We start from the raw sequence: 25,528 nt of genomic DNA, 5'->3' as shown, positions 1-25,528 counted from the left end.
CAGAACCCGCGGACGATACGCCCGCGGGACACTGGAAACTCAGGGGATCAGGCCTGCTGGAACAGCTCCGCGGGGAGCGGCTTCAACAGTGCGTAGAGATCGTCGGTGATGGGCCGGTCCCAGGCGGCGATGGTCACCAGGACGTTGTCGCTGCGGTCGAACTGGACGCAGGAGATCCGGGACTCGGAGAGCTTCAGACGGCGGACGATCAGGAGGTTGTCGCCCTGCATCACCGGCATGTCCTCGGAGCCGACGACGGTGATGTCCTCCTCGTTCTCCAGGGCCAGCAGCAGCTGGGCCACCTCGAAGGGGACCTCACCCTCGGCGACCTCGCGTGCCGGGGAGCCCTCCGGGAGGTTGCCGATGATCATCGCGGGGCCACGGCCGCCGTACAGGTCGTAGCGCAGGAAGACGCCCTGGCAACTTCCGTCGGGCGCGGGCAGCAGACCCGCGCCGAGATTGCCCGGCCAGTCGCCCGGGTCCATGGCCAGTACGTCGAATTCGGGCCCGGCAGGGGTGGCACTGCGGCGGCGGAGGAAGGACATGCCGCCATGGTACGTGTCCGAAGGTGGTCGGTGTCGGCTGGGCGAGGCGATTGCCGGAGCGGAGGCGAAGGCGCTCGTCACCGGCCGGCGGACGCCTTGTGGCGCTCGTGGTGGCGGGCCACCCGGGCCCGGTTGCCGCAGGCCGGTTTGCACCATTCCTGGCGCGGGTGCTCCTTCAGGAAGTAGCGCACGCAGCGGGGTGCGTGGCAGGCCCGCAGCCGCCGACGTTCGGGGCTCGCGAGGAAGGCGATGACGGCGCGGGCGAGTACGGCCGTGAGCGGGTCACCGCCGGTCGCGGGTTCCTGGCGCAGGACCGGCTCGGCGCTGGGCGACCAGGTCAGCACCGGAACGGTCGGGGTCTCGGCCGCGGCCCGGTTGAGGCGCTCCAGGGCCTCGGGAAGGGGAAGCAGTCGGGCGGCGTCGGCGGAGCTGGGCTCGTCGGGGCTGACGGCGCGGGCGAACAGGGCACGGACGGCGCCCCGGAGGTCACGGACGGCGGCGAGCGCGGCCTCGTCGGCGGTGAAGCCGGCGGCGTCCGGCAGGAGGTCGGCGTGGGCCCGGACCCAGGTGGTCAGTCCGGCGGGCTCGGCCAGGTCGTCGGCGACACCGCCGTCGCCGTCGTGGCGCACGGTGAGGGCGAGGTCCAGGGCTAGCCGCGCGTCCCGACTGATCGACTGCTCCATGAAGTTAATGATAAACGACCGGGCATCCATTAGATCGCGTCGGTGTGCGCGTCCTTTGTGTGCGGCGGTCGGGTGTTCGTGTCTCTCGCGGCGGTCGGGCGCGGGAGGGGCGGGGTGATCTCACCGTGCCCCGCTCCGGCTTTCGGGGTCCGACGGCCGATGCGCCGGCCCGGCACCTGCGAGGGTGACTGCGGAGCCGGTTCGCGCGGCACCCGAGCCGGTCGACGCGGGTGCGGTGGGCCGACGGTCCAGCAAGAGCAGCAGGAGACCGAGTGCGCAAGCGAGCGCCGGCCAGTAGATGTAGCGGTAGTTCGTCGCCGGCATGATGGGCAGGTATCCGAGCACGTAGGCCGCCGAGCTGACGCCCAGCGCCCGGATGCAGGGGGAGAACCGTCCCCTGCCGGGACGGACGGTGAGGACGAGCGCGACGGCGAGCCAGAACCACCCCCGGAAGAGTGGCCGCAGATCAGTGGCCGCCCCCCTGACGTACGAGTCGAGGGTGTCCTCCAGTCGGGGGTGGGCCACTTCGATGCCGAGGTCGTTGCCGAAGACCCCTGCCTGGTACGGGTATCCGGTCTCGAAGAGCAGGCCGGCGAAGAGCCGCAGCCGGTACTGGAGATAGCCGGGAACGTGTCCGCTCATCTCGCTCAGCCACAGGGACGTGATCGCGTCCGCGTCCCTGGCCATTCCGTCCGCCCGGCGCTCGTAGCAGGCCCAGTAGGCGTCCGACAGCGCGCCGACGCTGCGGCATTTCTCCGCGGCCGCCACCAGGCGGTTGCGGAGGTCCGGCGAGACGTTCGCCGACCGCAGTTCCTCCACGGTCAGTACGTGGACCAGGTCGTCGAGCATGATCTGCGCGCCCTGTCTCGTCTCGACGGGGTGCGCGAGCCGGGAGATCGCGACGGTGGGCAGGACGAGCGCGGACACGAGTGCCGCCGTGCACACGGCCCAGGTGCGGCGCCCGGGTGCGCGCCACAGCGCGAGGACGAGCAGGACGAAGAGGGGGATCGCCGCGAGGAACACGTTCTTGCGCACGAGCATGGCGTAGGCCAGAAAGAGCACGCCCGCACAGAACAGACCCCAGCGCACCGCGGGGGAAGTGCCGCGGTCCCGCAGCCGCAGTCCCACGAACGCCACCGCGAAGGCGGCGAGCAGCGCGGCCGCGGCATGGACGTCCTTCCAGACCACGCCGACGAAGGTCAGTACGGGGGGAGTCAGCCCGATGCCGAGGACGGCGAGCGAACCGGCGCGGCTCGCGGTCAGGTCCCAGACACACCATGCCACCACCCACAGGGCGCCCCAGAAGACGAGGGACTGGAGGACGGCCATGGACGAGGGCGTACCGGTGACGGCGATGAGGGCACGCCACACCAGGCTCAGCACGGGCGGGTGCCAGTCGGTGAGCGGCGTCCTGCCCATGGCCTGCCTGAGCTGATCGATGCTGTCGGGACTCAGATACCCGGGGGCGAACACGATGGTCGTGCCCAGGCAACACGCCACGGCGACAGCGGCCAACCCCCAGGGCCAGAGCTTTTCACCCTGAAACCGCACATTTCGTCCCATGCGGCGGATGCTAACAGCGTCGGTGAAACCGTAATGATCAGGGCGCGACGAAGACGTAGCGCCGGTAGGCGAAGAACCGGAACAGGGTGGCGAGAACCCAGCCGAAGGCACGCGCGACGTTGTCGCTGAGTACCGACTCCAGTCCGAGCAGGTGCCGCGAGGCGTAGACCGTACCCGCCGTGATGGCGACCCCGACGCAGTTCGCCAACAGGAAGAGGGCCAGTTCCTGAGCCATCTTGTCGCGGTGCCGGTGGCGGTAGGTCCAGTAGCGGTTGCCCACCCAGCTGAAGAGCGCGGCGGCACCCGTCGCGAGGACGGACGCCTGGACGGGTGCGGCGCGCATCACTCCGCCCTCCGCGCCGCCGGGCAGCCCGAACACCAGCAGGTTGTAGCCGCCGTTGTCCACGACGAAGGACAGCGCCCCGACCACCCCGAACTTGGTGACCTCGCGCCAGACACCCCTGATGGCGTCGCGCGCACGCAGCGCCACGGACGCGAGGACCGACACACGGCGAGAGTAGTGACACGGCGCGCCCTCACCCTCTGGACGCGCCCATATCGCATGATTTCCTACCTGATGTGTCGCCGATTCGGGTAGGGAGTGGCCGTGCCTCCGACGATCGCGTGTGTCGTGCCGTGTCACAACGAGGAGGCGGCCGTGGGAAAGGTGGTGCGCGATCTGAGGGCCGCCCTGCCGGAGGCGGACATCTATGTGTACGACAACGCCTCGACCGACCGGACGGTGGAGGTCGCCCGCGAGGCGGGCGCCATCGTCCGGGAGGAACCGCGCAAGGGAAAGGGCAATGTCATCCGGCGCGCCTTCGCCGATGTCGACGCCGACGCCCTGCTCATCATCGACGGTGACGACACCTACGACGCGTCGCGGGCGCGCGACCTGGTGGACCTGCTCTTCGAGGGGCCGTACGACCAGGTGGTCGGGGCACGGCGGGAAACGGTCAGCGCCGCCTACCGGGCGGGGCACGCGGTCGGCAACAGACTGCTCACCGGTGTGGTGCGGTCCCTGTTCGGCAACGACGTGACCGACATGCTGAGCGGCTACCGCGTCTTCTCACGGCGCTTCGTGAAGTCATTTCCGGCGCTGGCCCGCCAGTTCGAGACCGAGACCGAGATGACCATCCACGCGCTCCATCTCCGTCTCCCCACGGCGGAGGTGGTGGTGGACTACCGGGTCAGGCCCGCCGGGAGTGAGAGCAAACTGCGTACCTTCCGGGACGGCTGGCGCATCCTGCGGGTGATCCTCGATCTGGCGCGGCGCGAGCGGCCCTCACTCGTCCACACCGTGGTCGCGGGGCTGCTGGCCCTCGTCTCGGTCGTCCTCGGCCTCCCCGTCATCGCCGAGTTCGTCCGCACGGGCACGGTACCGCGCATCCCCACGGCGATCCTCGCCGCCGCGGTCATGACGATCGCGGCGCTCGTCCTGCTCGTCGGGTACATCCTCGAGTCGCTGATGCACATGCGGCAGGAACAGTCCCGGCTCGTGCACCTCGCGTATGCGGCGCCGGCCCGCTCGGCGCGCTACACCACACACCATGTCGGCACCGGCCGGGTAGGCGTCCGGAACGCCCCCGGCGGCCCCTGACCCGCCTCGGACCACCAGCGCGCCATGAGCTCGACGTCACGGGCGGCGGGCAAGGCGGTGGGCGCTCCGGGCAGCCCACCGACGGCGACCGCCCCGTCGCTCAGGTCAGATCGAACTCGCCCTCCCTGGCTCCCGACACGAAGGCTCCCCACTCGGCGGGGGTGAAGATCAGCGAAGGGCTCTCGGGGCGGCGGCTGTTGCGCATGGCGATGAAGCCCTCGACAAAGGCGATCTGGACGTCTCCCCGCCCTCGGCTGCTGGACCGCCAGTCCGCGTTGCTCAGGTCCAGTTCCGCCGGCTTGTGCCAGCCGTCGAGGGGGCGCTGCTGCTGCATGGTGCTCTCGGCCACGTCCGTGCTCCTCCCGGTTCGTCGTCCGCCCGCCAGACTAGCGATCGGTCCCCGCCGCGGACAGGCCACGTGGGGAGGAGGTTCAGGCGGTGGGCGGCTCGGCGCCGACCAGCCACATCGCGAAGAACTGCGAACCGCCGCCGTAGGCGTGTCCGAGTACCCGGCGGGCGCCGTCGACCTGGTGTTCTCCGGCGAGGCCGCGTACCTGGAGCGCCGCCTCGGCGAAGCGGATCATCCCGGAGGCGCCGATGGGGTTGGTGGAGAGCACCCCGCCGGACATGTCGACGGGGAGGTCCCCGTCCAGTTCGGTGACGCCCGACTCGGTGAGCTTCCAGCCCTCCCCCTCGGCGGCGAAGCCGAGGTTCTCCAGCCACATCGGCTCGTACCAGGAGAACGGCACGTACATCTCCACCGCGTCGATATCGCGGCGCGGATCGGCGATGCCCGCCTGCCGGTACACGTCGGCCGCGCAGTCGCGGCCGGCGCGCGGCGACACGCAGTCCTTGCCCGCGAACAGGGTCGGCTCGCTGCGCATCGCCCCGCCGTGCATCCACGCGGCGGGCCGGGGCGCACGGGCTGCCCCGGCCCGGTCGGTCAGGACCATCGCGCAGGCACCGTCGGAGGACGGGCAGGTCTCCGAGTAGCGGATGGGGTCCCACAGCATGGGTGAGGCCTGGACCTTCTCCAGCGTGATGTCGTGCTCGTGGAGGTGGGCGTACGGGTTCTTCAGCGCGTTGCGGCGGTTCTTGTACGCGACGAGGGAGCCGACGGTGTCGGGGGCGCCGCTGCGCCGCATGTACGCGCGGACGTGCGGGGCGAAGAAGCCCCCCGCGCCGGCCAGCAGCGGCTGCTGGAACGGGATCGGCAGCGACAGGCCCCACATCGCGTTGGACTCGGACTGCTTCTCGAACGCCAGCGTGAGGACGGTGCCGTGGACGCGGGCGGCGACCAGGCTCGCGGCGACCAGCGCGGTCGATCCGCCGACGGAACCCGCCGTGTGCACCCGCATCATGGGTTTGCCCACCGCGCCGAGCGCGTCGGCGAGGTACAGCTCGGGCATCATGACGCCCTCGAAGAAGTCGGGCGCCTTGCCGATGACGACGGCCTCGATGTCCGCCCATGTCAACTCGGCGTCGTCGAGGGCTCGTTGCGCCGCCTCGCGGACGAGGCCCGCGATGGACACATCCCGCCGGGCCGCGACGTGCTTGGTCTGGCCGACGCCTATGACGGCCACGGGCTCCTTGCTCATCGGGGATCCCCTTCGAGTACGGCGACCAGGTTCTGCTGCAGACAGGGCCCGGAGGTGGCGTGGGCGAGGGCGCGGTCGGACTCGCCCCGGTGGATGCGGGCGGCCGCCTCGCCGATGCGGATCAGTCCGGCGGCCATCACCGGGTTCGCGGCGAGGGCGCCGCCCGACGGGTTGACGCTCACGCTGTCGTCGAGCCGCAGTGCCTCGCGCAGGATGACCTCCTGGGAGCTGAACGGTGCGTGCAACTCGGCGGTGTCCAGCGGGCGTTCGAAGGCTCCGGCCCGCTCTGCGGCGAGACGGGTGGAGGGTGAGTCGGTGAGATCGCGGACGCCCATGCCGTGGGCCTCGACGCGGTGGTCGATGCCGCGGATCCACGCGGGCCGCTCGCACAGGTCCCGGGCCCGCTCCCCCGCCGCGAGGATGACGGCCGCGGCCCCGTCGCCGATGGGCGGGCAGTCCCCGGTGCGCAGCGGCCGTACCAGGTACTCGCCCTGCGGAACGGAACCCCGCAGCTGGGCGTGCGGGTTGTCGCGGGCGTCCGCGCGGCTGCGGGTCGCGACCGCCGCGAGCGCCGGCTCGTCGGTGCGGCCCGCGTCGATGAGCGCCTGGGCCTGGAGGGCGGCGAGGGCCACGGAGTCGGGCCACAGCGGGGCCACGTAGTACGGGTCGAGCTGCCGGGTCAGTACGTCGCGCACCGAGCCGGGCGAGGACTTGCCGTAGGAGTAGACGAGCGCGGTGTCCGCGTCCCCGGTCCGGAGTTTCACCCACGCCTCGTACAGCGCCCACGCGCCGTCCATCTCGACGTGCGACTCGGAGATCGGCGGCCAGGCGCCGACGCCGTCGAGGGCGAGGGTGAAGGAGAAGGCCCGGCCGGCGAGGTAGTCGCTGGACCCTGAGCAGGTGAAGCCGATGTCGGCGGTCTTCAGGCCGGTCTGTTCCAGCACCTCGTGCAGCACCGGCATGAGCATCTCCACCTCGGAGGACTCGTCGCTGGTGCGCCGGTGGTCGGTCTGGGCGAAGGCGACGACGGCGATCTCCCGGTTCACAGCAGCTCCTTGTACGTGTCGTACGCGGCGTCCGGCTCGCCGGTGGGCCGGTAGTGGTCGGGGTAGCGGGCGCCCTCCGTCCACACGGGTTCGACGCGCAGCCCCATGCGCACCCGGTCGTAGGGGATGCCGGCGATCCGGCCGTGCAGGGCGAGGTCGGCGCCGTCCAGAGCGATGTGGGCGTAGACGTACGGGACTTCTATGTCCAGGTTCTTCGCCTTGATGTTGACGATGCAGAACGTGGTGACCGTGCCGGCCGGTCCGACCTCCACCCGCTCGGCGGTGGCCACGCCGCAGGTGGGGCAGGCGCCCCTCGGCGGCACGTACACCTTGCGGCACGCGGGGCAGCGCTCGCCCACCGTGCGGCGCTCGGCGAGGGCGTGGATGTAGCCGGTGGCCGCGCGGCCGGGCGAGTAGGTGTAGTCGAGGCGGGCCGGGGCGACGATGCCGGTCACCGCGTCGACGAACTCGCCGCTGTGGCCGGTCGGTTCGGCCGGTTCCCCGTCGTACGGCTCGAAGCAGGCGATGTCGGTGATGGCGCCGGAGCGTTCCGCGGCCCATCGGACGCGTACGCGCATGCCCGTCCGTACGGCGTCGGGGGCGGGGGCGTCGAGGGCGTGGAGGAGGGCGGTGTCGGCGCCGTCGAGCCGTACGAGGACCCAGGCGAAGGGGGTGGCCAGGGGCTGCCCGCGACGTGGGGCGTGGTTCCAGGCCCAGGTGGTGACGGTGCCGGTGGGCGCGACCTCGACGAGGTCGCGGATCTCCTCGGCGGTGACGGGGTCGTACTCGACTGGCGGGACGAGGGTCCGGCCGTCGCGGGTGCGCACGCCGAGGACGACGCGTTCGCGCAGCCCGGTGAGGAAGGCGCTCTGCACGGGCCCGAGCGAGCGGGTGAAGGGGAACTCGACGGTCAGGGGTGCCTTGAGGACTGCGGACATCGGCAGGGTTACTCCTTCGAAAGAGGGCGACCCGGAAGAGGGGCGCGAGACGGGGCCACCACGCGGCTCCACCGCCGGGCGCGAGCAACTGAGGACGTCCCCCGCCCGGGAGCCGCCGCCGGCGGAGCGCTCACGCCCGCCTGTAAACGGGGGGCCGTTTCTCGGCGAAGGCGCGCGCCCCTTCCTTCGCGTCGTCGGTGTCGAAGACCGGCCACCCCCGTTTCAGCTCGGCGGCCAGGCCGTCCGACTCGCTCATCTCCGCCGTCTCGTACACGGACGCCTTGACCGCCTCCACGGCGAGCGGGCCGCACGCGTTGACGCGCTCGGCTGTCTCCAGAGCCTTCGCCAGGGCCTCGCCGTCCGGCACGACATGCCCGATCAGTCCGATGGCGGCGGCCTCGCGGGCGGTGTACGGGCGGCCGGTGAGCAGCATCTCCAGCGCGTGGGTGCGGGGGATCTGCCGCTGGAGGCGGACCGTCGAGCCGCCGATCGGGAAGAGGCCGCGGCGCACCTCGAAGAGGCCGAACGTGGCCGACTCCCCCGCGACACGGATGTCCGTGCCCTGGAGGATCTCGGTGCCGCCCGCGACGCAGTGGCCCTCGACGGCGGCGATCACGGGTTTGCGGGGCCGGTGGTGGCGGAGCATCGCCTTCCAGTGGAGGTCGGGGTCGGCCGTGAGCCGGTCCCGGTACCCCTGGTCCGCCATGCCCTTGCCCGCGAGGGCCTTGAGGTCCATCCCGGCGCAGAAGGAGCCGCCGGAGCCGGTGAGGACGATCGAGCGGACCTCGTCGTCCTCGTCGGCGGCCACCCAGCCGTCGTACAGGCCGACGAGCATCGGCAGCGAGAGCGCGTTCCTGGCCTCGGGCCGGTTGAGCGTGAGCACCAGTGTGGCGCCTTCGCGCCGCACGGTGAGGTGTTCCGTGCCACCCATCGCTTCCTCCCGTGGGGCAGGGCGAGAACAGGTTCCGATCTGCGGAACGAGAACAGGTTGCAGGAGGCGAGGAGCCAGTACAAGAGTTTTCTGACAGTCAGTCAGATTTCTTCTGCGCGGGCCCTTCACAGTCACCGCCCCCTTTGCTCTGATGACCGGCAACCGACGGATGGCGGCCATCCGCCAGGCGCGCCCGGGGTCAGGAGGAGCACGGTGGAGTACAACCTTGCCGACCTGTTCGAGTCGGTCGTCGACGTCGTCCCCGACCGGGCGGCGCTCGCCCATCTCGACATCCCCGGTTCGGGCGCGGACCGACGGCTCGGCTATGCGGAGCTGGACGCGGCGGCGAACCGCATCGGTCACCATCTGCTGGACAGCGGGCTACGGCCCGGCGAACACGTGGGTCTGCATCTCTACAACGGCATCGAGTACCTCCAGACCGCCCTGGGCTGTCTCAAGGCGCGGCTCGTGCCGGTCAATGTCAACTACCGGTATGTCGAAGAGGAGTTGGTCTACCTCTACCGGGATGCGGATCTGGCGGGTCTGGTGTTCGACGCGGAGTTCACCGGGCGCGTGGCGAGGGCCGTACCGCGGGCGGAGAGGCTGCGGCATCTGGTGCGGGTGGGGACCCCCGCGCCGGACGCGCCCGAACCGCCCGTGGTGGAGTTCGCCGAGGCCGAGGCCTCCGGGTCCGCCGGGCGGGGCTTTCCGGCCCGCTCGGGCGACGACCTGTTCATCATCTACACCGGCGGCACGACGGGCATGCCCAAGGGCGTGATGTGGCGTCAGGAGGACCTGTTCTTCTCGGGCTTGGGCGGCGGTGCCCCGACCGGCGAGCCGGTGAAGGCACCGGAGGAGCTGGCCGAGCGGGTCGCGGCCGGCGGTGACGGGATCACCTTCTTCCCCACCGCCCCGCTGATGCACGGTACGTCGACGCTGACGGCGTTCATCGGATTCAACTTCGGCCAACGGGTCGTGACCCACCGCAAGTTCGTGCCGGAGGAGGTGCTGCGGACGATCGAGCGGGAGAAGGTCACCAGTGTGTCCCTGGTGGGCGACGCGATGCTGCGCCCGCTGATCGACGCGCTGAACGGCCCGATGAAGGGCACGGACTGTTCGTCGCTGTTCAGTGTGTCCTCGTCCGGCGCGATCATGTCGGAGACCGTGCGGCAGCAGTTCCAGGCCCTGGTGCCCAACGCGATGCTGCTGAACAACTTCGGCTCGTCGGAGTCCGGCTTCAACGGCACGGCGACCGACGACTCGGGGGCGGGCGACGGCTTCCGGATCCGGGTGCACGCCCGCACCCAGGTGGTGGACCCCGCCACGCACGAGCCGGTCCCGGTCGGTGTGCCGGGCCGCGTCGCCCAGCGCGGGCATGTCCCCCTCGGCTACTACAACGACCCGCGGAAGACCGCCGAGACCTTCTTCGAGAAGGACGGTGAGCGCTGGGTGCTCCTCGGCGACATGGCGACCGTCGACGAGGACGGCGTGGTCACCGTCCTCGGCCGGGGTTCGCAGTGCATCAACACCGGCGGCGAGAAGGTGTACCCGGAGGAGGTCGAGCAGGCGCTCAAGGCCCACCCCGATGTGTACGACGCGCTCGTCGCCGGGGTGCCGGACGCCCGCTGGGGCAACCGTGTGGCGGCCGTCGTCCAGCTGCGCGAGGGCGCGGCCCGCCCGACCCTGGAGGAGATCCAGACCCACTGCCGCGCCCGTCTCGCCGGGTACAAGATCCCCCGGCGGCTCGTCCTCACCGACACCATCCAGCGCTCCCCCAGTGGCAAGGCGGACTACCGGTGGGCGCGGTCGGTGGCGGTGTCGGCGGACGGCTGAGCGGTCCCGGCCCCGAAAGACGCGCCGCCCCCGGCGAGGAAGGTGGTGACACGGCGTACGAACCACTCCGGGTCGTCGAGCCAGGGGAAGTGCCCGGCGCCGGGCTGGATCGCGTACTCCCCCTCGGGGAAGAGTTCGGCGGCGGTGCGGACGAGCTGCGGGGTCGGGCCGGTGTCCAGTGCGCCGCCGAGGTAGAGGACGGGCGCGGTGAGCGCGTCGAGGGCGGCTCGGGTGGCCTCGGGGTCGTACGCGCCGGCGGAGCCGTAGGCGTCGGCGGCGTCCTCGTTGGTCTGCGCCACCTCGGCGGCCGTGTGGGCCTCGGCCGCGGCGTCCCAGCGACCGTAGAAGAAGGGCATCATCTCGTCGTCGAAGGGGCCTCGCCCGGTCCAGGCTGCCTCGAAGTGCGGGTACGCCTCGGCGAACCACGGCTCGTCCTCGCGGAGGCGGGCCGCCGCGAGCCGGTCCTCGACGGTCACCGGCAGGCCCACCGCCCAGGGGGTGGCGGTGATCAGCGCCAGGCGGGACACCCTCTCGGGGTGCCGGGCCGCGTACAGCACGGCGAGATTGCCGCCGGCCGAGTGGCCGAGGACGTCCACGCGCTCCAGGCCGAGATGTGCCCTCAGGGCCTCCACGTCGTCGACCTGCCGGTCGCACCGGTACGTCGCCGGGTCCTCCGGGATCGCCGAGTCGCCCGTGCCGCGCAGGTCCAGCAGGACGAGGCGGCGGTGGGCGGCGAGTCCGCCCAGGTCGCCGAGGTACGCGGAGGCGCGCATGGGGCCGCCGGGGAGGACGATCAGCGGATCTCCCTCGCCGCGCAGGTGGTAGGCGAGTTCGGTTCCGTCGGGGGCGGTGAGGCGTGGCATGGAGCCGATCTTGCTGGCCGGGGCGGTGCGGCGCAACGGAGTTCGGGGCGCGAGGGCCGAAGTGCCGCTCAGGCCTGGGCGTACCGGTCCCGGAGATCGCGCTTGAGGATCTTGCCGCTCGCGTTGCGCGGCAGTTCGTCCACGAAGAGCACCCTTTTCGGCGCCTTGAAGTGAGGGAGCTTCTTTCGTGCGTGGGCGACCAGTTCGGCCTCGGTGACCTCGCCGCGCGGGACGACGACCGCGGTGACGGCCTCGATCCAGTGGTCGTCGGGCAGTCCGACGACGGCGACCTCGGCGACCCGGTCATGGGTGTAGAGGGCGTCCTCGACCTGGCGGGAGGCGATGAGGACACCGCCGGAGTTGATGACGTCCTTGACGCGGTCGACGATGGTGAAGAACCCGTCGGCGTCGCGGACCGCGAGGTCGCCGGAGTGGAACCAGCCGTCGCGGAACGCCTCGGCGGTCTCCTCGGGTTTGTCCCAGTAGCCCTCGCACAGCTGCGGTGACCGGTAGACGATCTCACCGGGGGTGCCGTCGGGCACGTCGGCGCCCCTCTCGTCGACGACCCTGGCCTCCACGAACATGACGGGGCGTCCGCAGGAGTCCATGCGCCCCTTGTGCTCGTAGGGGCCGAGGACCATGGCGAGGGGGCCGATCTCGCTCTGGCCGAAGCAGTTGTGGAAGGCGAGCTTCGGCAGGCGCTCCCTGAGGCGCTCCAGGACGGGCACCGGCATGATCGACGCCCCGTAGTACGCCTTGCGCAGCCCGCTGAGGTCGCGGCTGTCGAAGTCGGGGCGGTTGGACAGCGCGATCCACACGGTGGGCGGCGCGAAGAGGCTGTCCGCGTCACCCGACTCGACGAGGTCGAGGATCCGGTCGCCGTCGGGGGCGTCGAGGATGGTGTTGGTGGCGCCGACGGCGAGGTACGGCACCAGGAAGACGTGCATCTGGGCCGAGTGGTACAGCGGCAGGGAGTGCACGGGGCGGTCGCCGGCGGAGAGGTCGAGGGCGGCGATGGCGCTGAGGTACTCGTGGACCAGGGCGCGGTGCGTCATCATCGCGCCCTTGGGCAGGGCCGTGGTGCCGGAGGTGTAGAGCAACTGGACGAGGTCCTCGGCCCCGGGTTCGTCGCCGTCGTAGGGCTCCGCCGTGGCGAGCCTGGCGAGGAGTGAGTCGTCCGCGTCACGCAGCGGGAGGGTGCGCGCCCCCTCGGGGAGGTGCCCCGCCAGGTCGGGGTCGGTGAGGACGAGAGTGCTGCCCGACTGGCCGAGGAGGTACGACAGGTCGTCACCGGTGAGGTGCTGGTTGACCGGGACATGGACCAGCCCGGCGCGGGCGGAGGCCAGGAACGCGATCAGGTAGGCGTCCGAGTTGTGGCCGTACGCGGCGACCCGGTCGCCCCGCTGGAGTCCGGTCTCCCGCAGGGCGCGTGCGGCGCGGGAGACGGCGTCGTCCAGTTCGGCGTAGGTCCAGCTGCGGTCGCCGTAGCGGATCGCGACCCGTGCCGGGGTGCGCCGGGCACTGCGCCGCAGCACCCCGTCGACCGTCACAGTGCGTCCAGCCGTCATGCTCGCCCCTTCGTCCACCGGTTTCCGGCGTGATCCTCGTTCGGCCGCGCGAGCGCGGTCAAGCCTGCCGCGCACCTTGCCGGAATCCGCTGCGCATGGCGTGAAACGGCTCAACTTCGCCGCCTGGTACACGAGTCAACCAGGGTGAAGATCGACGCACACATGGACTACGTACGAACGCGCTGTCAGGCTCAACCGCCCTTTCCCTCCACCACGTCGGGAGGCACCCTTGCGCACTCGTCTGAGACAGTTCGTCGTCTCGGCCGTCGCCCTGCTCACCGCCTCGGCCGCTCTCCCCTCGGCCGACGCGGCGGACGGCGATCGCGGCGGCGGGCAACACCCGTCCCACGGCGGGCTGTCCGCCGTGATCCGCTACACCGAGTACGGCATCCCGCACATCGTCGCCGAGGACTACGCGGACCTGGGCTTCGGCACCGGGTGGGCGCAGGCCGCCGACCAGGTGTGTGTGCTCGCCGACGGGTTCGTGACCGTGCGCGGCGAACGGTCGCGACACTTCGGGCCGGACACCGCGCCCGACTTCTCGCTCTCCTCGGCGGCGAAGAACCTCACCAGCGATCTGTACTTCCGGGGCGTCCGCGACACCGGCACCGTGCGGCGGCTGCTGGAGCGGCCCGCGCCGCTCGGCCCCAGCCGTGAGGTGAAGGAGTTGATGCGGGGCTGGGCGGCCGGGTACAACGCCTGGCTGAGGAGGAACCGGATCACCGACCCCGCGTGCAGGGGTGCCGCCTGGGTGCGGCCGGTGAGCACGCTCGACGTGTTTTCCCGCGCGTACGCCCTGGCGGTGCTCGGCGGGGAGGGGCGGCTCGTGGACGCGATCGCCACCGCCCGGCCGCCCGCCCCCGGCACCGCCACCAAGGCCGCGGCGCCGGACGTGCGGGCCGCCGCGCGGGCCGCGAGCGAGCTGTTCTCCTCCGGCGCCGCCGACATGGGCTCCAACGCGGTCGCGTTCCGCGGTGACACGACGGCGAACGGGCGCGGCCTGCTGCTGGGCAACCCGCACTACCCGTGGGCCGGGGGCCGCCGCTTCTGGCAGGCCCAGCAGACGATCCCGGGCGAGCTGAACGTCTCCGGCGGCGCGCTGCTCGGCTCGCCGATCACCCAGATCGGGTTCAACGCGAAGGTGGCATGGAGCCACACGGTCGCGACCGGTGTCCCGATGAATCTGCACCAGCTGACCCTGGATCCGGCCGACCCGACGGCGTACCGGGTCGACGGCAGGTCGGAGCGGATGACGAAGCGGACCGTCACCGTCGTCGTGCAGGACGGCTCGAAGGTGACCCGGACCCAGTGGTGGACCCGGTACGGCCCCGTCGTCACCTCGCTCGGCCGTGACATCCCGCTGCCGTGGACGGCCGGCACGGCGTACGCGCTGGCCGACCCGAACGCGGTGAACCTGCGGTTCACCGACACCTCCCTCGGCTTCGCCAAGGCGCGCGGCACCGCGGACGTGCTGAAGACGCTCGCCCGGCACCAGGGGCTGCCGTGGGTGAACACCGTGGCCGCCGACTCCGCCGGGCACACCCTCTTCACCCAGTCGCAGGTGGTGCCCCGGATCACCGACGAGCTGGCGGCACGCTGCTCGACTCCGCTGGGTGAGACCACCTATCCGGAGGCGGGTGTCGCCGTCCTCGACGGCTCGCGCGGCGACTGCGCGCCCGGCCGGGACGCCGACGCCGTGCAGCCGGGGATCTTCGGGCCCTCCAGGATGCCGACGCTGAAGGACGCGCCGTACGCGGAGAACTCCAACGACAGCGCGTGGCTGGCCAACGCGGACCAGCCGCTCACGGGGTACGAGCGGGTCTTCGGCACCGTCGGCACGCAGCGGTCGATGCGGACGCGCGGTGCGGTCGAGGACGCCGCCGCGATGGCCGACCGGGGCGGTCTGACGGTACGGGACCTCCAGCGGCAGCAGTTCGCCAACCGGGTGCCCGCGGCCGATCTGGCCGTCGCGGACGTGGTGCGGGCGTGCGCCGCGCTGCCGGGCGGCAGGGCGACGGGCAGTGACGGCACGGCCGTCGAGGTGTCCGAGGCGTGCGGTGCGCTGGCGGCGTGGGACCGGACCGCGGGCACCGGCAGCCGGGGCGCGCTGCTCTACGACCGGTTCTGGCGCAAGCTGACCCGTGCGGTGCCGAACGCGCAGCTGTGGAAGGTGCCGTTCTCGGCTGCCGACCCGGTGCACACGCCGAACACGCTGAACACGGCCGCGCCGGGCTTCGCCACGGCGCTCGCCGACACGGTGGCGGAGCTGCGGACGGCGGGCATCGCGCTGGACGCGAAGCTCGGCGATCACCAGTTCGTCGTCCGGGGCGGCCGGCGCGTCCCGGTGCACGGCGGCACGGAGTCGCTGGGCGTCTGGAACAAGATCGAGTCCTCGTGGAACGCCGCCGCCGGCGGCTATGCCGAGGTGGCGTCGGGTTCCAGCCACATCCAGGCGGTCGGCTGGGACGGCAGCCGCTGCCCGGTGGCCCGGACGCTGCTGACGTACGCGCAGTCCTCGAACCCGAACTCACCCCACTACCTCGACCAGACCCGGCTGTTCTCGGCCGGGAAGTGGGTGACGTCCCGGTTCTGCGAGAAGGACATCCGGTCGTCCCCGAAGCTCAAGGTGGTGCGCGTGAGCCAATGATCGGGGGAGGTGTGGTGCCGTCCCACCCGGGGCGGCACCATGTCCTTGGCATATGACCACTTTCCCCTGAGGAGGCCACCCGGTGGCGCAGGACTCGTTACGCCCGGAGACCGACGCTCTCGCCAAGATCGACACAACGGTGCCGCACTCGGCCCGGATCTGGAACTACTGGCTCGGCGGCAAGGACAACTACCCCGTCGACCACGAGGCGGGCGACGCCTTCCGCGCGGTGTTCCCCGGCATCACCGACCTGGCCCGTGACTCCCGTGCCTTCCTCGGCCGGGCGGTGCGCTTCCTCGCCGGTGAGGCGGGAGTGCGTCAGTTCCTCGACATCGGCACGGGGCTGCCGACGGCCGACAACACCCATCAGATCGCCCAGCGGGTGGCGCCCGAGGCCCGGATCGTCTACGTGGACAACGACCCGCTGGTCCTGGCCCATGCGCGGGCCCTGCTCACCAGTACACCCGAGGGCGCGACCGACTACGTGGACGCCGATCTGCACGACCCCGCGACCGTGCTGCGCGAGGCGGCGCGGACGCTCGACCTCACCCAGCCGGTCGCGCTGACGATGATGCAGGTCAGCGGGCACATCGCGGACTACGACAGGGCCCGCGCCATCATCGGAACCCTGATGGACGCCCTGCCCGCCGGCAGCTGGTTCGCCTTCAACGACAGCGTCGACACGCACCAGGCCAACGCCGACGCCACCCGCCAGTACAACGAGAGCGGCGCCGTCCCCTACTATCTGCGCGGGCCGAAGGAACTCGCCGGGTTCTTCGAGGGGTTGGAGCTGCTGGAGCCGGGGGTCGTCCCGCTGAACGACTGGCGCCCCGATCCCGCGGAGGGCCCTCGCGGGTCCGGCGAGGTGATCGCGGTCGGCGGGGTGGCGCGCAAGCCGTGACGCTCACACGGCCCTGTCCCGGCCCTCCCAGTACGGTTCGCGCAGCCTCCGCTTGTAGAGCTTGCCGTTGGGGTCGCGGGGCATCGCGTCGGTGAAGTCGACGCTCCTCGGCCTCTTGTACCCGGCGAGTTCGCGGGCGCAGTGGGCGAGGATCTCCTCGGCGAGCACGGGCCCCGGGGTGAAGCCGGGGGCCGGTTCGACGACGGCCTTGACCTCCTCGCCCCAGTCGTCGTGCGGGATGCCGAAGGCGGCGGCGTCGGCCACGGCGGGGTGGGTGAGGAGGGCGGCCTCGATCTCGGCGGGGTAGATGTTGACGCCGCCGGAGATGATGAGGTCGATCTTGCGGTCGCGCAGGAAGAGGTAGCCGTCCTCGTCGAGGAGACCGAGGTCGCCGACGGTGAAGAAGTCGCCGATGCGGTTCTTGCGCGTCTTGCCCTCGTCCTTGTGGTACGAGAAGCCGCCGGTGCTCATCTTCATGTAGACGGTGCCGAGTTCACCGGGGGGCAGGCGGTTGCCGTCGTCGTCGAAGACCGCGAGTTCGCTGATGGGCCAGGCCTTGCCGACCGTGCCGGGTTTCTTCAGCCAGTCCTCGGCGGTGGCGAACGCTCCCCCGCCCTCGCTGGCCGCGTAGTACTCCTCGACGCTGTGCCCCCACCACTCGATCATGGCTCGCTTCACATGGTCCGGGCAGGGGGCGGCGCCGTGGATGGCGTGCCGCATCGACGACACGTCGTAGCGGGCGCGCACCTCCTCGGGGAGCGCGAGGAGCCGGTGGAACTGGGTGGGGACCATGTGGGTGTGGGTGCAGCGGTGGGTGTCGATGGCGCGGAGCATGCCCTCGGGGGTCCACTTGTCCATCACCACCAGCCGGTGCCCGATGTGCAGGGACGCGCCCGCGAACTGCAGGACGGCCGTGTGGTACAGCGGCGAGCACACCAGGTGCACGTTGCCGTCGAACGGCCTGATGCCGAAGATGCCGAGGAATCCGCCGAGATACGACTCCTCGGGGAGCTTGCCGGGCAGCGGGCGGCGGATGCCGCGCGGGCGGCCCGTGGTGCCCGAGGTGTAGTTCATCACCCAGCCGAGGGTGCGGCCGTCGGGCGGCGACTCCGGCTGTTCGTCGAGGAGTTCGGCGTACGGGCGGAAGCCCACCGGTGTGCCGACCGCGTACCGGTGGCTGTGCGGTAGCCCGGCCCCGTCGGCGGCGTGGCGCGCGGCCTCGGCGAACCGTTCATGGGCGATGAGCACCTTGGCGCCCGAGTCGGACACGATCCAGGCGATCTCGGGGCCCACGAGGTGGTGGTTGACGGGGACGAGGTAGAAGCCGGCCTGGGTGGCGGCGAGGTAGGCGGTGAGGAACTCCACGCCGTTGGGCAGGACGACGGCGAAGGCGTCGCCGCGTTCGAGGCCGGCCGCGCGCAGCCCGTGCACCAGCCGGTTGGCGTCGCCGTGCAGGCGCCCTGCGGTCCACTCCTCGCCGTCGGGGGCGACGAGCACCGTGCGGTCGGGGTCGGCGGTCGCCTGGGCCCAGAAGCCCTGGGGGGCCTGTCCGGCGGCGGCTTGCCCTTGAGGGGCCCTGCTCACTGTTCCACGCTCCTTCCGGCGATCCGGTTGACGCGGTCCACGGCCTTCTCGAAGCCCCGGGTGAGGTCGTCGAAGACGGCCTGGACGCTGCGCTCGCTGTTCATCCGGCCGACGATCTGGCCGACCGGGGTGCCGAGCAGCGGCTCCACCTCGTACCTCTGGATACGGGAGACCGCGTCGGCGACGAGCAGTCCCTGCAGGGGCATGGGGAGGGCGCCGGGGCCCTGCGGGTCGTCCCAGGCGTCGGTCCATTCGGTGCGGAGCTGGCGTGCGGGTTTGCCGGTGAGGGCGCGGGAGCGGACGGTGTCGCCGGAGCCGGCGGCGAGGAGCTTCCCGATCAGCCGCGGGGAGGGCAGTTCGGCCTCGGTGGTGGTGAGCCAGAGCGAGCCGAGCCACACGCCCTGGGCGCCGAGCGCGAAGGCGGCGGCGATCTGCTGCCCGCTGCCGATGCCGCCTGCCGCGAGCACGGGCAACGGGGCGACGGCGTCGACGACTTCGGGGGTGAGCACCATGGAGGCGATCTCGCCGGTGTGGCCGCCGGCTTCGTAGCCCTGGGCCACGACGATGTCGATACCGGCGTCCGCGTGCTTGCGGGCGTGGCGGGCGCTGCCGGCCAGCGCGGCGACCAGCACGTCCTGCTCGTGGGCGCGGTCGATGACGTCGGCGGGCGGGGAGCCGAGGGCGTTGGCGAGCAGTCTGATCGGGTAGTCGAAGGCGACGTCCAGCTGGGTGCGGGCGACCTGTTCCATCCAGCCGGTGATGCGCCAGCCGGAGGCCTCGCCCTCGGCGAGCTCCGGGACGCCGTACTTGGCGAGGGTGTCCTTGACGAACTGGCGGTGCCCTTCCGGGATCATCGCCTCGACGTCCGCCTCGGTGACGCCCTCCACCTTCTTGGCCGGCATGACGACGTCCAGCCCGTACGGTTTTCCGTCGACGTGGGCCTCGATCCAGTCGAGGTCGCGCTTGAGGTCGTCGGGGGCCGTGTAGCGGACCGCGCCGAGCACCCCGAAGCCGCCGGCCCTGCTGATGGCGGCGGCGACGGCGGGGAACGGCGTGAAGCCGAAGACGGCGTACTCGACTCCGAGTTTCTGGCTCAGCTCCGTCTGCATGGTGCGCAGGATGCCGCAGTCCCCCGGACGAGGGAAGGGCTTTTCTGATGCACCGTCAGTTTTTGTGTTGCCCCGGTCCTTTGGGAGGCGGCGCGTCCAGGCCCTCCATCACTGCCGACCCGTGCCGCGCGGCCAGATGGCGATGGCGATCAGCACGGCCGCCCACACCCCCAGTGGTGTGACCGGCCAGTAATAGGTCAGCTCTCCCTTCTGCATACAGCGCACACCCCAGACCCCGGACATGATCACCGCTCCACCGAGCCAGTAGCGCCATTCGGCCAGCCAGTCACCGAGGTCCTTGCGGTCCTGCTCCGGGCGGGTCGGCGCGGGTGCGGGCAAGTCGGCTGTGAGCTCGGCGAGTTCATCGGACGTACGTGCCCGCAGGGCACGCGTGGAACGGTTCTCGTGCTCATGGGGGTCCAGCCGCCCCTCGGCCAGCGCCACGGCCAGCACACCGAGCGTCTCGTCGCGGTCGCGGTCCGAGACCCGCACAGCGGGCACCGGCGGCTCACGTCGGCCATCCACCACTTGCTCCCCTCTTCGGCGCGACAGCACCTCACCTGACGGAAGGTTAGAATACGACTGTATCCTAAAAGATGGGAGCACGACCGATGCCCAGGACCGTCGACAGGGAGGAACAGCGTCGGCAGATCGGTGCGGCTCTTCTCCAACTGGTCGCCGAACGCGGCCTCGACGAGGTCAGCGTGCGCACCGTGGCCGCCGCGACGGGCCGTTCCCCCGGCGCCGTTCAGAAGTACTTCCGCACCAAGGACGAGATGCTGACGTTCGCCGCCGAGCTGGCCGGTGAGCGCGCCGAGCGCCGGATGGCCGAGGTGGACACCGCACTGCCCCTGCGCCAGGCGCTGCGCGACCTGATCCTTGCCACGCTCCCCGTGGACGCCGAGCGGCGCGCCGAGGCAACCGCGCAACTCGCCTTCGCCGTGCACGCGGCACACCACCCCCGACTTGCCGCGATCCGGCGGCAGATCGACCAGGAGATCCGTGAGGCCCTGGCCACCTGGCTGGAGTCGGCCGGGCACGGACCCCACGCGGCGGCCATCGCCGATGCGGTCATCGCGCTGTCCGACGGCCTGGCACTGCGCATGCTGTACAGCCCGCAGGAGCACGAGCCCCTGCTCACCGCCCTGGACCAGGCGCTGTGCGCCCTGACCTCGGTCCATGAAACGGCCCGGCGCCGCCACGAGTAGGCCGGGAGGCAGGGGCGTGCCCGAGCGGCCGTCGATCCGGACGGCCGGTTCCTCACAGGGCGGTCAGGGGCAGGTGTAGGTGAGGCGCTTGGTGGCCTTGTGGGTGGTCGGGGTGAGGATGTGGAGGTCGACGCGGGCCGTGTGGCGGCCCTTGCCCTCGAAGGTCCACAGGAGGTGGAGCCGGGCCCGGGTCTGGCCCCGGACCATCACCTCGCGCAGGACGCCCGAGTCGGTGCCGTCGCTTCGGGTCCAGCGGTAGGTGAGGGTGCCGGGGCGGCCGTCGGTCGTGACGAGACCGACGATGTCGGCCGTGGCATCACAGCCCAGCGCCGTCGGACGGGCCTTGACCGACACCGTGCGCACCTCGACGGCGGGGCCGAGGCGCTGCCAGGCGAGGAAGGCGATGACGCAGAGCAGCACGAGCGCGGGCAGCGCGTGTCTGCGCAGGCGACGTCGGCGCGGGGGCGCGGGGAGCGGCGGCATCGTGGGCAGCGTCCGGTGGGTGCGCTGCGCGACGGTGGCCGTCACGCCGGGGCCGAAACGCAGCACGGTGCCGTCGGTGCGGTCGGGCGGCGGAAGCGGGTCCTCCGTGGCAGGCGGGCCGACCAGCGTGGTGTCCGGCCTGACGAGGGTCGTGTCCGGTTTCACCAGCGTGGTGTCGGGCTTGAGGAGGGTGCCGTCCGGCCCGACCGGGATGGCGTCCCGCTTCTCCGCCATGGTGGTGTCGGGCTCGACCAGGGTGGTGTCCGGGTCGGGCCGCTGGATCCACTGGCTGCCCAGGACGGTGGCGCTGTAGCCGGGGTCGTCGTAGCCGGAGGTGTCGTGCGCGGCGGGCCGGCCAGCGGTGTCGAGCACCTGCGTGGGCTCGCTGTCCTGGCCCTCGGCGGACGCGGCATCGCGGTCGTACTGTGCGGTCATCTGATGTCACACTGCCTGGTCAGAAGTTGCTGCGAGGCGCCGCCGTCGGCGGAGGCCGGGGTGGTCGTGGCCCGCACCGCCCAGTAGCAGCCCGCGCCCCCGAAGGTGTGGTCGACGGTGAGGGTGTACTTGCCGGAACCGCTGCGCTGGAACGTCTGGGCGGCGCCGTCCGGGGTGAGCTGCCGGATCCCGCCCGAGAGCCACGAGACGGTGACGGAGAGAGGCCCGGGACCGTCCGCCGTGATCTCGATCGTCGCCGTGGCGGTGGTCGGGCCCGTCTGCCGGAAGCCCGTGATCGTGACGTCCTTGACGGCGGGCGCGCTCGGGGCACTGGGGGACTCGGTCGTCGGTGTCGCCTCGGCGGTCGTCTCCGTCGGAGGCGTCGACTCCGTCGGCGGAGCGGTGGTGGCGGACGGGGACGGATCCCCCGTGCCGGCGCTGTCCGATGCCGAGGCCGACGGGTCGGCGGAAGCGCTGGGCGAGGACGACGGCGACGCCGAGGACGACGAGGAGGGCGTCCCGGCCGGACCGGTGGGCGCCGACGCCCCGGCGCCGGGCGCAACGCTGGTGGTGGCCAGGGCCTGCGCCGCCTCCTGCGGAGCCGCCGGTGCGTGCTGCACACCGTAGGTGAGGAAGGCGCCCAGGAGCAGCGCGGCGCCGGAGACCGCCAGCCCCGGGCGGCCGGGGCGCCACGCCCGGGCCCAGTCGTGGCGCGGTCCCTGCCTCAGCACGGTCCGGGCGGTGTCGGTGGTGGTCTCCGGGGTGCTGCGGGCCGAGGGCAGCAGCAGTGCCAGCAGGGCCACCAGGGCGGCGAGCCGGCCACGGCCGCGTTCCTCCCAGTCGGGGCCGTAAGCGGCTCCGGCGGCCGCCTCCAGCTCGGCGACGAACTCCTCGGCGTGCGAGGGACGGTCGCCCGGGTTCTTGGCGAGACCGCGCCGCACGAGGTCCCGCACCGGCTCGGGGACCTCCTCGGCGGGGACGGGCGCGTCGACGTGCTGGAGCGCCAGGGCGGCGAGATTGTCTCCCGCGTAGGGCTTGTGGCCCGTCAGGCACTCGAAGAACGTGGCCGTGGCCGCGTACACGTCGGCGGCGGGCGAGGCGGGCGCGCCGGTCCACTGTTCCGGGGCCATGTAGGAGGGGGTGCCGGCGGCACCGGCGCTGGTGCCGGCGTCGGCCGCGATCCCGAAGTCGACGAGTTTGGACGCCCCGTCCGGTACGACCATGACGTTCTCGGGCTTGTAGTCGCGGTGGACCACACCGACCCGGTGCGCGTCGGCCAGACCGAGCAGCGAGCCCTTGAGGATCACCAGGGCGGCCTCCGGGTCGAGCGGGCCCTCCCTCGTCAGCAGGGTCCGCAGCGAGACGCCGTCCACCAGTTCCATCACGATGGCGGCGCCGTCGGTGCTCTCGACGTACTCGTACAGCTCGGCGACGTAGAGGCTCTCCAGACCGGCGAGGAGCCGAGCCTCGGCCCGGAAGTCGCGTACGAAGCCGGGCCGGTCACGCAGTGACTCGCTGAGGTACTTCATCGCGACCGGGACACCGGTCTCCTCGTGCACGGCGAGCACGACCCGCCCGCTCGCCCCCGACCCGAGCTCCAGCGACTCGGTGTACCCGGGCACCGCCCATGTGTTCATTCCAGCCCCCCAAGGCCGCCGTGCCGCCGGAACCCCCAATGCCCCGGAACAGGACCACGCGTGCTGAGACACATTTTCGGCCACTCCGGTTGCGGTGCGACACCCGCCGTCCACCACGTGGACTTTCGTACGGGTGCAACCGAACCGGGGGCTCGACAGGAACGGATTACATCCGGACACGGCGCGATGGTGGAGGCCCTCGGTGACAGAAGCGGTGCGTATCGGCAGGCATCCCTCGGCGGAGCCCGACCTCCAGGAGCTGGTGGGACTGGTGGCCCTGGGGGACGAGGAGGCGTTCGCCCGGCTCTACGACTCCGTGGCCGGTCCCGTACTGGGCGTCGTGGTCGCGGTGCTGCGGGACCGGGCGCAGTCGGAGGAGGTGGCACAGGAGGTGCTGGTGGAGGTGTGGCGGACCGCGCCCCGCTACCGGTCCGACCGGGGGACGGCGATCAACTGGATCCTCACCCTGGCCCACCGGCGGGCGGTGGACCGGGTGCGGTCCGTGGACGCCGCGGCGGCCCGCGACCACAGGGCGGCGCTGCTGGCGCGGCTGCCCGAGTACGACGAGGTGGTGGAGCATGTCGAGGCACGGCTGGAGCGGGAACAGGTCCGGCGCTGTCTGCGCACGCTGACGGAGGTTCAGCGCCAGGCCGTCACTCTGGCGTACTACCGGGGGCTCACCCACCGCGAGGTGGCCGAGGCGCTCGCGCTGCCGCTGGGGACCGTCAAGACCCGGCTGCGCGACGGACTCATCCGGCTGCGCGACTGCCTGGGGGTGACCGCGTGAGGGCCGTCGATCCGCACCGTCTGACCGGGGCCTACGCGCTGCACGCCCTGTCCCGCGAGGAGGCCGGGCGCTTCGAGCGCCATCTCGCGGGGTGCGAGGCCTGCGCGCAGGAGACGGCCGAGCTGTCGGCGACGGCGGCCCGTCTGGGCCTCGCCGTGGCCACGGCGCCCGCGGCGGGCATGCGGGACCAGGTGCTGCGCCGGATCACCACCGTCCGGCAGGAGACACCGGGCGGGCCGGGGCAGACCCGCCGGGGTCGGGCCGGGTCGCGGGCCCGGGTGCTCTCCCGCTGGGCGCTGGCCGCCTGCCTCGCGGCGGCCGCGGGGCTGGGCGGGACGGCCGTGTGGCAGCACCAGGAGGCGGAGGACGCCCGCGCCGAGGTGCGGCGCGCCACGCGGACGGCGGACGAGATCGCCGCCGTCCTGGCCGCGCCGGACGCCAAGGTGCAGGCCGCCGAGCTGACGGACGGGGCGTCCGGTGCCGTCGTCGTCTCCCGCAGCCGGGACCGGGCCGTGTTCGTCGCCTCCGGGATGACGCGTCCGCCTGGCGGCATGGTCTACCAGCTCTGGTTCGACGACCGCGGGGCCATGCGGCCTGCCGGTCTGATGGACCCCGAGCGCGCCGACCAGACCGTCCTGATGCGGGGAGCCGTCGACGGCGCGTCCGGCCTGGGCATCACCCTCGAACCCGACGGCGGCTCCGACCACCCGACCTCCACCCCGCTCGCCCAGCTGCCGTTCCCGGTCTGACCGGCGCGGGCGACCGCCTCGGATGGCGAAGAGGAGGCCCGGACCCCGCGTGGCGGAGTCCGGGCCGTTTCCTCACTCACATCCCCGGCCGTGCCAAGTACCGCCACCGGGGAAAATCCGTGCACCAACGTCGTCAGTCATCCGCCGCGACCCCTGCGAGAAGGGATTCACGGTCACCCCGCGGCGCCGGGTCGTCGAGCCAGCCTTCGACTGGCTCATGCACTCCCGGCGCCCGGCCCGCGCCCACGAAAGCCTGCCGCGCCCGGAGGGCTCACAACGAAAAGGCGTCAGCTTTCGTCGAAGCCGCGAAAGGTTCCTGTCTCGTCAGCGGCGTCGGCGAACTCCGCAAAGTCCATGTTGGCGATGCAGAGGTTGGCCGATATGTCAGGGAACCACCGAGCGGGGACCCTGAACGTCCGTCCAGGCTGGTCATAGAGGTCCACGGCCAAGAGCGGGTGACCGGGCTCCTTCATCGTGGCCGCGTCCGCCAGAAACACGTAGAAGATCCGGTGATCCTCGTCCGCAGCAGCCTCTTCGGCCATCAACGCCTCGACCTCCACACCGGCAAGGCGAAGCTCGCTGACATACGTGGCATGGGGGTGGTCGCCAGCCGCGTCGAGTGCGGCTTGAACCGCGTCCCAGGCTCCCTCGTCACCGAAGTCGGTACGCAGGACCAGCGAGGTCAGATCTTCGGGATGAGGCAAAGTCATCCCGTGATCCTCTCACCTGAGGGCTGACATTGACTGCCCGGTCCAGGCACCCACCGCTCCGGTGGAACTCCTCGAGCACCCTGGCGATACCGCCCACCCTCGCCAGGACA

24 protein-coding genes are annotated in these 25,528 nt (G+C 72.0%); 7 read left to right on the top strand and 17 right to left on the bottom strand.

The window, feature by feature from the left end; all coding sequences use genetic code 11:
• Positions 1-47 precede the first annotated feature (47 nt).
• From AC067N_RS29195 to AC067N_RS29180, 4 genes are all read right to left on the bottom strand, one after another.
• The gene (locus AC067N_RS29195) at positions 48-545 is read right to left on the bottom strand and encodes a hypothetical protein (RefSeq protein ID WP_478681877.1); all 498 of its coding nucleotides are present in this window, start codon (positions 543-545) and stop codon (positions 48-50) included.
• Between the two features lie 77 nt (positions 546-622).
• Positions 623-1,228: a CGNR zinc finger domain-containing protein gene (locus AC067N_RS29190; RefSeq protein ID WP_478681876.1), complete on the bottom strand. Its 606-nt coding sequence runs from the start codon at positions 1,226-1,228 to the stop codon at positions 623-625.
• Positions 1,229-1,348: 120 nt separating this feature from the next.
• Complete coding sequence (locus AC067N_RS29185) at positions 1,349-2,791, bottom strand: hypothetical protein (protein ID WP_478681875.1); 1,443 nt, start codon at positions 2,789-2,791, stop codon at positions 1,349-1,351.
• A 37-nt stretch (positions 2,792-2,828) separates the two neighbouring features.
• On the bottom strand, positions 2,829-3,299 hold the full coding sequence (locus AC067N_RS29180) for a GtrA family protein (RefSeq protein ID WP_478681874.1): 471 nt from the start codon (positions 3,297-3,299) through the stop codon (positions 2,829-2,831).
• Between the two features lie 93 nt (positions 3,300-3,392).
• Here AC067N_RS29180 and AC067N_RS29175 point away from each other — a divergent pair, with 93 nt between their 5' ends.
• Positions 3,393-4,391, top strand: coding sequence for a glycosyltransferase family 2 protein (locus AC067N_RS29175; protein ID WP_478681873.1), 999 nt, complete (start codon positions 3,393-3,395; stop codon positions 4,389-4,391).
• Positions 4,392-4,491: 100 nt separating this feature from the next.
• On the opposite strand, the gene AC067N_RS29170 is transcribed toward AC067N_RS29175, so the two are convergent.
• The 5 genes from AC067N_RS29170 to AC067N_RS29150 form a co-directional block, all read right to left on the bottom strand.
• A complete protein-coding gene (locus tag AC067N_RS29170) occupies positions 4,492-4,740 on the bottom strand; it encodes a DUF397 domain-containing protein (protein WP_159765505.1) in 249 nt (82 codons plus the stop codon).
• A gap of 82 nt (positions 4,741-4,822) precedes the next feature.
• Positions 4,823-5,989 (bottom strand): thiolase domain-containing protein, encoded by a 1,167-nt coding sequence (locus tag AC067N_RS29165; RefSeq protein ID WP_478681872.1) that lies wholly within the window; start codon positions 5,987-5,989, stop codon positions 4,823-4,825.
• Complete coding sequence (locus AC067N_RS29160; protein ID WP_478681871.1) at positions 5,986-7,035, bottom strand: thiolase domain-containing protein; 1,050 nt, start codon at positions 7,033-7,035, stop codon at positions 5,986-5,988. The genes AC067N_RS29165 and AC067N_RS29160 overlap by 4 nt, the downstream gene beginning before the upstream one ends.
• A complete protein-coding gene (locus tag AC067N_RS29155) occupies positions 7,032-7,973 on the bottom strand; it encodes a Zn-ribbon domain-containing OB-fold protein (RefSeq protein ID WP_478681870.1) in 942 nt (313 codons plus the stop codon). The genes AC067N_RS29160 and AC067N_RS29155 overlap by 4 nt, the downstream gene beginning before the upstream one ends.
• 130 nt (positions 7,974-8,103) lie before the next feature.
• Complete coding sequence (locus AC067N_RS29150; RefSeq protein WP_478681869.1) at positions 8,104-8,904, bottom strand: crotonase/enoyl-CoA hydratase family protein; 801 nt, start codon at positions 8,902-8,904, stop codon at positions 8,104-8,106.
• Between the two features lie 213 nt (positions 8,905-9,117).
• On the opposite strand from AC067N_RS29150, the gene AC067N_RS29145 reads away from it, so the two are divergent.
• Positions 9,118-10,737: an acyl-CoA synthetase gene (locus tag AC067N_RS29145; protein ID WP_478681868.1), complete on the top strand. Its 1,620-nt coding sequence runs from the start codon at positions 9,118-9,120 to the stop codon at positions 10,735-10,737.
• On the opposite strand, the gene AC067N_RS29140 is transcribed toward AC067N_RS29145, so the two are convergent.
• Both AC067N_RS29140 and AC067N_RS29135 read right to left on the bottom strand, forming a co-directional pair.
• Positions 10,695-11,600: an alpha/beta fold hydrolase gene (locus AC067N_RS29140; RefSeq protein ID WP_478681867.1), complete on the bottom strand. Its 906-nt coding sequence runs from the start codon at positions 11,598-11,600 to the stop codon at positions 10,695-10,697. The genes AC067N_RS29145 and AC067N_RS29140 overlap by 43 nt on opposite strands.
• Positions 11,601-11,668: 68 nt before the next feature.
• Positions 11,669-13,168 (bottom strand): acyl-CoA synthetase, encoded by a 1,500-nt coding sequence (locus AC067N_RS29135; RefSeq protein ID WP_478681866.1) that lies wholly within the window; start codon positions 13,166-13,168, stop codon positions 11,669-11,671.
• A 229-nt stretch (positions 13,169-13,397) separates the two neighbouring features.
• Between AC067N_RS29135 and AC067N_RS29130 the strand changes: the two genes are divergently transcribed.
• Both AC067N_RS29130 and AC067N_RS29125 read left to right on the top strand, forming a co-directional pair.
• Positions 13,398-15,815, top strand: a complete 2,418-nt coding sequence (locus AC067N_RS29130) for a penicillin acylase family protein (protein WP_478681865.1) — start codon at positions 13,398-13,400, stop codon at positions 15,813-15,815.
• A gap of 82 nt (positions 15,816-15,897) precedes the next feature.
• Positions 15,898-16,716: an SAM-dependent methyltransferase gene (locus tag AC067N_RS29125; protein WP_478681864.1), complete on the top strand. Its 819-nt coding sequence runs from the start codon at positions 15,898-15,900 to the stop codon at positions 16,714-16,716.
• A 3-nt stretch (positions 16,717-16,719) separates the two neighbouring features.
• Here AC067N_RS29125 and AC067N_RS29120 read toward each other — a convergent pair whose 3' ends face one another.
• The 3 genes from AC067N_RS29120 to AC067N_RS29110 form a co-directional block, all read right to left on the bottom strand.
• The gene (locus AC067N_RS29120) at positions 16,720-18,300 is read right to left on the bottom strand and encodes an acyl-CoA synthetase (RefSeq protein WP_478681863.1); all 1,581 of its coding nucleotides are present in this window, start codon (positions 18,298-18,300) and stop codon (positions 16,720-16,722) included.
• Positions 18,297-19,409 (bottom strand): NAD(P)H-dependent flavin oxidoreductase, encoded by a 1,113-nt coding sequence (locus tag AC067N_RS29115; RefSeq protein WP_478681862.1) that lies wholly within the window; start codon positions 19,407-19,409, stop codon positions 18,297-18,299. The genes AC067N_RS29120 and AC067N_RS29115 overlap by 4 nt, the downstream gene beginning before the upstream one ends.
• 108 nt (positions 19,410-19,517) lie before the next feature.
• On the bottom strand, positions 19,518-19,934 hold the full coding sequence (locus AC067N_RS29110; protein ID WP_478681861.1) for a DUF1707 SHOCT-like domain-containing protein: 417 nt from the start codon (positions 19,932-19,934) through the stop codon (positions 19,518-19,520).
• 86 nt (positions 19,935-20,020) lie between these two features.
• Between AC067N_RS29110 and AC067N_RS29105 the strand changes: the two genes are divergently transcribed.
• Positions 20,021-20,617 carry a TetR/AcrR family transcriptional regulator gene (locus AC067N_RS29105; protein ID WP_478681860.1) on the top strand — a complete coding sequence of 199 codons (597 nt, stop codon included), beginning with the start codon at positions 20,021-20,023 and terminating at the stop codon, positions 20,615-20,617.
• Positions 20,618-20,680: 63 nt separating this feature from the next.
• On the opposite strand, the gene AC067N_RS29100 is transcribed toward AC067N_RS29105, so the two are convergent.
• Both AC067N_RS29100 and AC067N_RS29095 read right to left on the bottom strand, forming a co-directional pair.
• Complete coding sequence (locus AC067N_RS29100) at positions 20,681-21,535, bottom strand: hypothetical protein (RefSeq protein ID WP_478681859.1); 855 nt, start codon at positions 21,533-21,535, stop codon at positions 20,681-20,683.
• On the bottom strand, positions 21,532-23,172 hold the full coding sequence (locus AC067N_RS29095; RefSeq protein ID WP_478681858.1) for a serine/threonine-protein kinase: 1,641 nt from the start codon (positions 23,170-23,172) through the stop codon (positions 21,532-21,534). The genes AC067N_RS29100 and AC067N_RS29095 overlap by 4 nt, the downstream gene beginning before the upstream one ends.
• A gap of 202 nt (positions 23,173-23,374) precedes the next feature.
• Here AC067N_RS29095 and sigK point away from each other — a divergent pair, with 202 nt between their 5' ends.
• Entirely contained in the window at positions 23,375-23,959 is a 585-nt protein-coding gene (gene sigK, locus AC067N_RS29090) for an ECF RNA polymerase sigma factor SigK (protein WP_478681857.1), read from the top strand.
• Positions 23,956-24,708: an anti-sigma factor gene (locus AC067N_RS29085; protein ID WP_478681856.1), complete on the top strand. Its 753-nt coding sequence runs from the start codon at positions 23,956-23,958 to the stop codon at positions 24,706-24,708. Before sigK ends, AC067N_RS29085 begins: the two co-directional genes overlap by 4 nt.
• 287 nt (positions 24,709-24,995) lie before the next feature.
• Here AC067N_RS29085 and AC067N_RS29080 read toward each other — a convergent pair whose 3' ends face one another.
• Positions 24,996-25,418, bottom strand: coding sequence for a DUF6924 domain-containing protein (locus AC067N_RS29080; RefSeq protein ID WP_478681855.1), 423 nt, complete (start codon positions 25,416-25,418; stop codon positions 24,996-24,998).
• Positions 25,419-25,528 lie beyond the last annotated feature (110 nt).

This window comes from Streptomyces sp. NPDC042364, assembly GCF_056437585.1.
The sequence above is the reverse complement of the archived record's forward strand: the minus strand, read 5'-3'. Positions and strand labels throughout refer to the sequence as shown.

Bases quoted from the DNA above. Each gene is read 5' to 3' on its own strand.
- AC067N_RS29095 (WP_478681858.1), bottom strand. From the start codon at position 23,172: ATGAACACATGGGCGGTGCCCGGGTACACCGAGTCGCTGGAGCTCGGG.
- AC067N_RS29135 (WP_478681866.1), bottom strand. From the start codon at position 13,168: ATGACGGCTGGACGCACTGTGACGGTCGACGGGGTGCTGCGGCGCAGT.
- AC067N_RS29080 (WP_478681855.1), bottom strand. From the start codon at position 25,418: ATGACTTTGCCTCATCCCGAAGATCTGACCTCGCTGGTCCTGCGTACC.
- AC067N_RS29190 (WP_478681876.1), bottom strand. From the start codon at position 1,228: ATGGAGCAGTCGATCAGTCGGGACGCGCGGCTAGCCCTGGACCTCGCC.
- AC067N_RS29155 (WP_478681870.1), bottom strand. From the start codon at position 7,973: ATGTCCGCAGTCCTCAAGGCACCCCTGACCGTCGAGTTCCCCTTCACC.
- AC067N_RS29115 (WP_478681862.1), bottom strand. From the start codon at position 19,409: ATGCAGACGGAGCTGAGCCAGAAACTCGGAGTCGAGTACGCCGTCTTC.
- AC067N_RS29185 (WP_478681875.1), bottom strand. From the start codon at position 2,791: ATGGGACGAAATGTGCGGTTTCAGGGTGAAAAGCTCTGGCCCTGGGGG.
- AC067N_RS29100 (WP_478681859.1), bottom strand. From the start codon at position 21,535: ATGACCGCACAGTACGACCGCGATGCCGCGTCCGCCGAGGGCCAGGAC.
- AC067N_RS29140 (WP_478681867.1), bottom strand. From the start codon at position 11,600: ATGCCACGCCTCACCGCCCCCGACGGAACCGAACTCGCCTACCACCTG.
- AC067N_RS29150 (WP_478681869.1), bottom strand. From the start codon at position 8,904: ATGGGTGGCACGGAACACCTCACCGTGCGGCGCGAAGGCGCCACACTG.
- AC067N_RS29165 (WP_478681872.1), bottom strand. From the start codon at position 5,989: ATGAGCAAGGAGCCCGTGGCCGTCATAGGCGTCGGCCAGACCAAGCAC.
- AC067N_RS29105 (WP_478681860.1), top strand. From the start codon at position 20,021: ATGCCCAGGACCGTCGACAGGGAGGAACAGCGTCGGCAGATCGGTGCG.
- AC067N_RS29195 (WP_478681877.1), bottom strand. From the start codon at position 545: ATGTCCTTCCTCCGCCGCCGCAGTGCCACCCCTGCCGGGCCCGAATTC.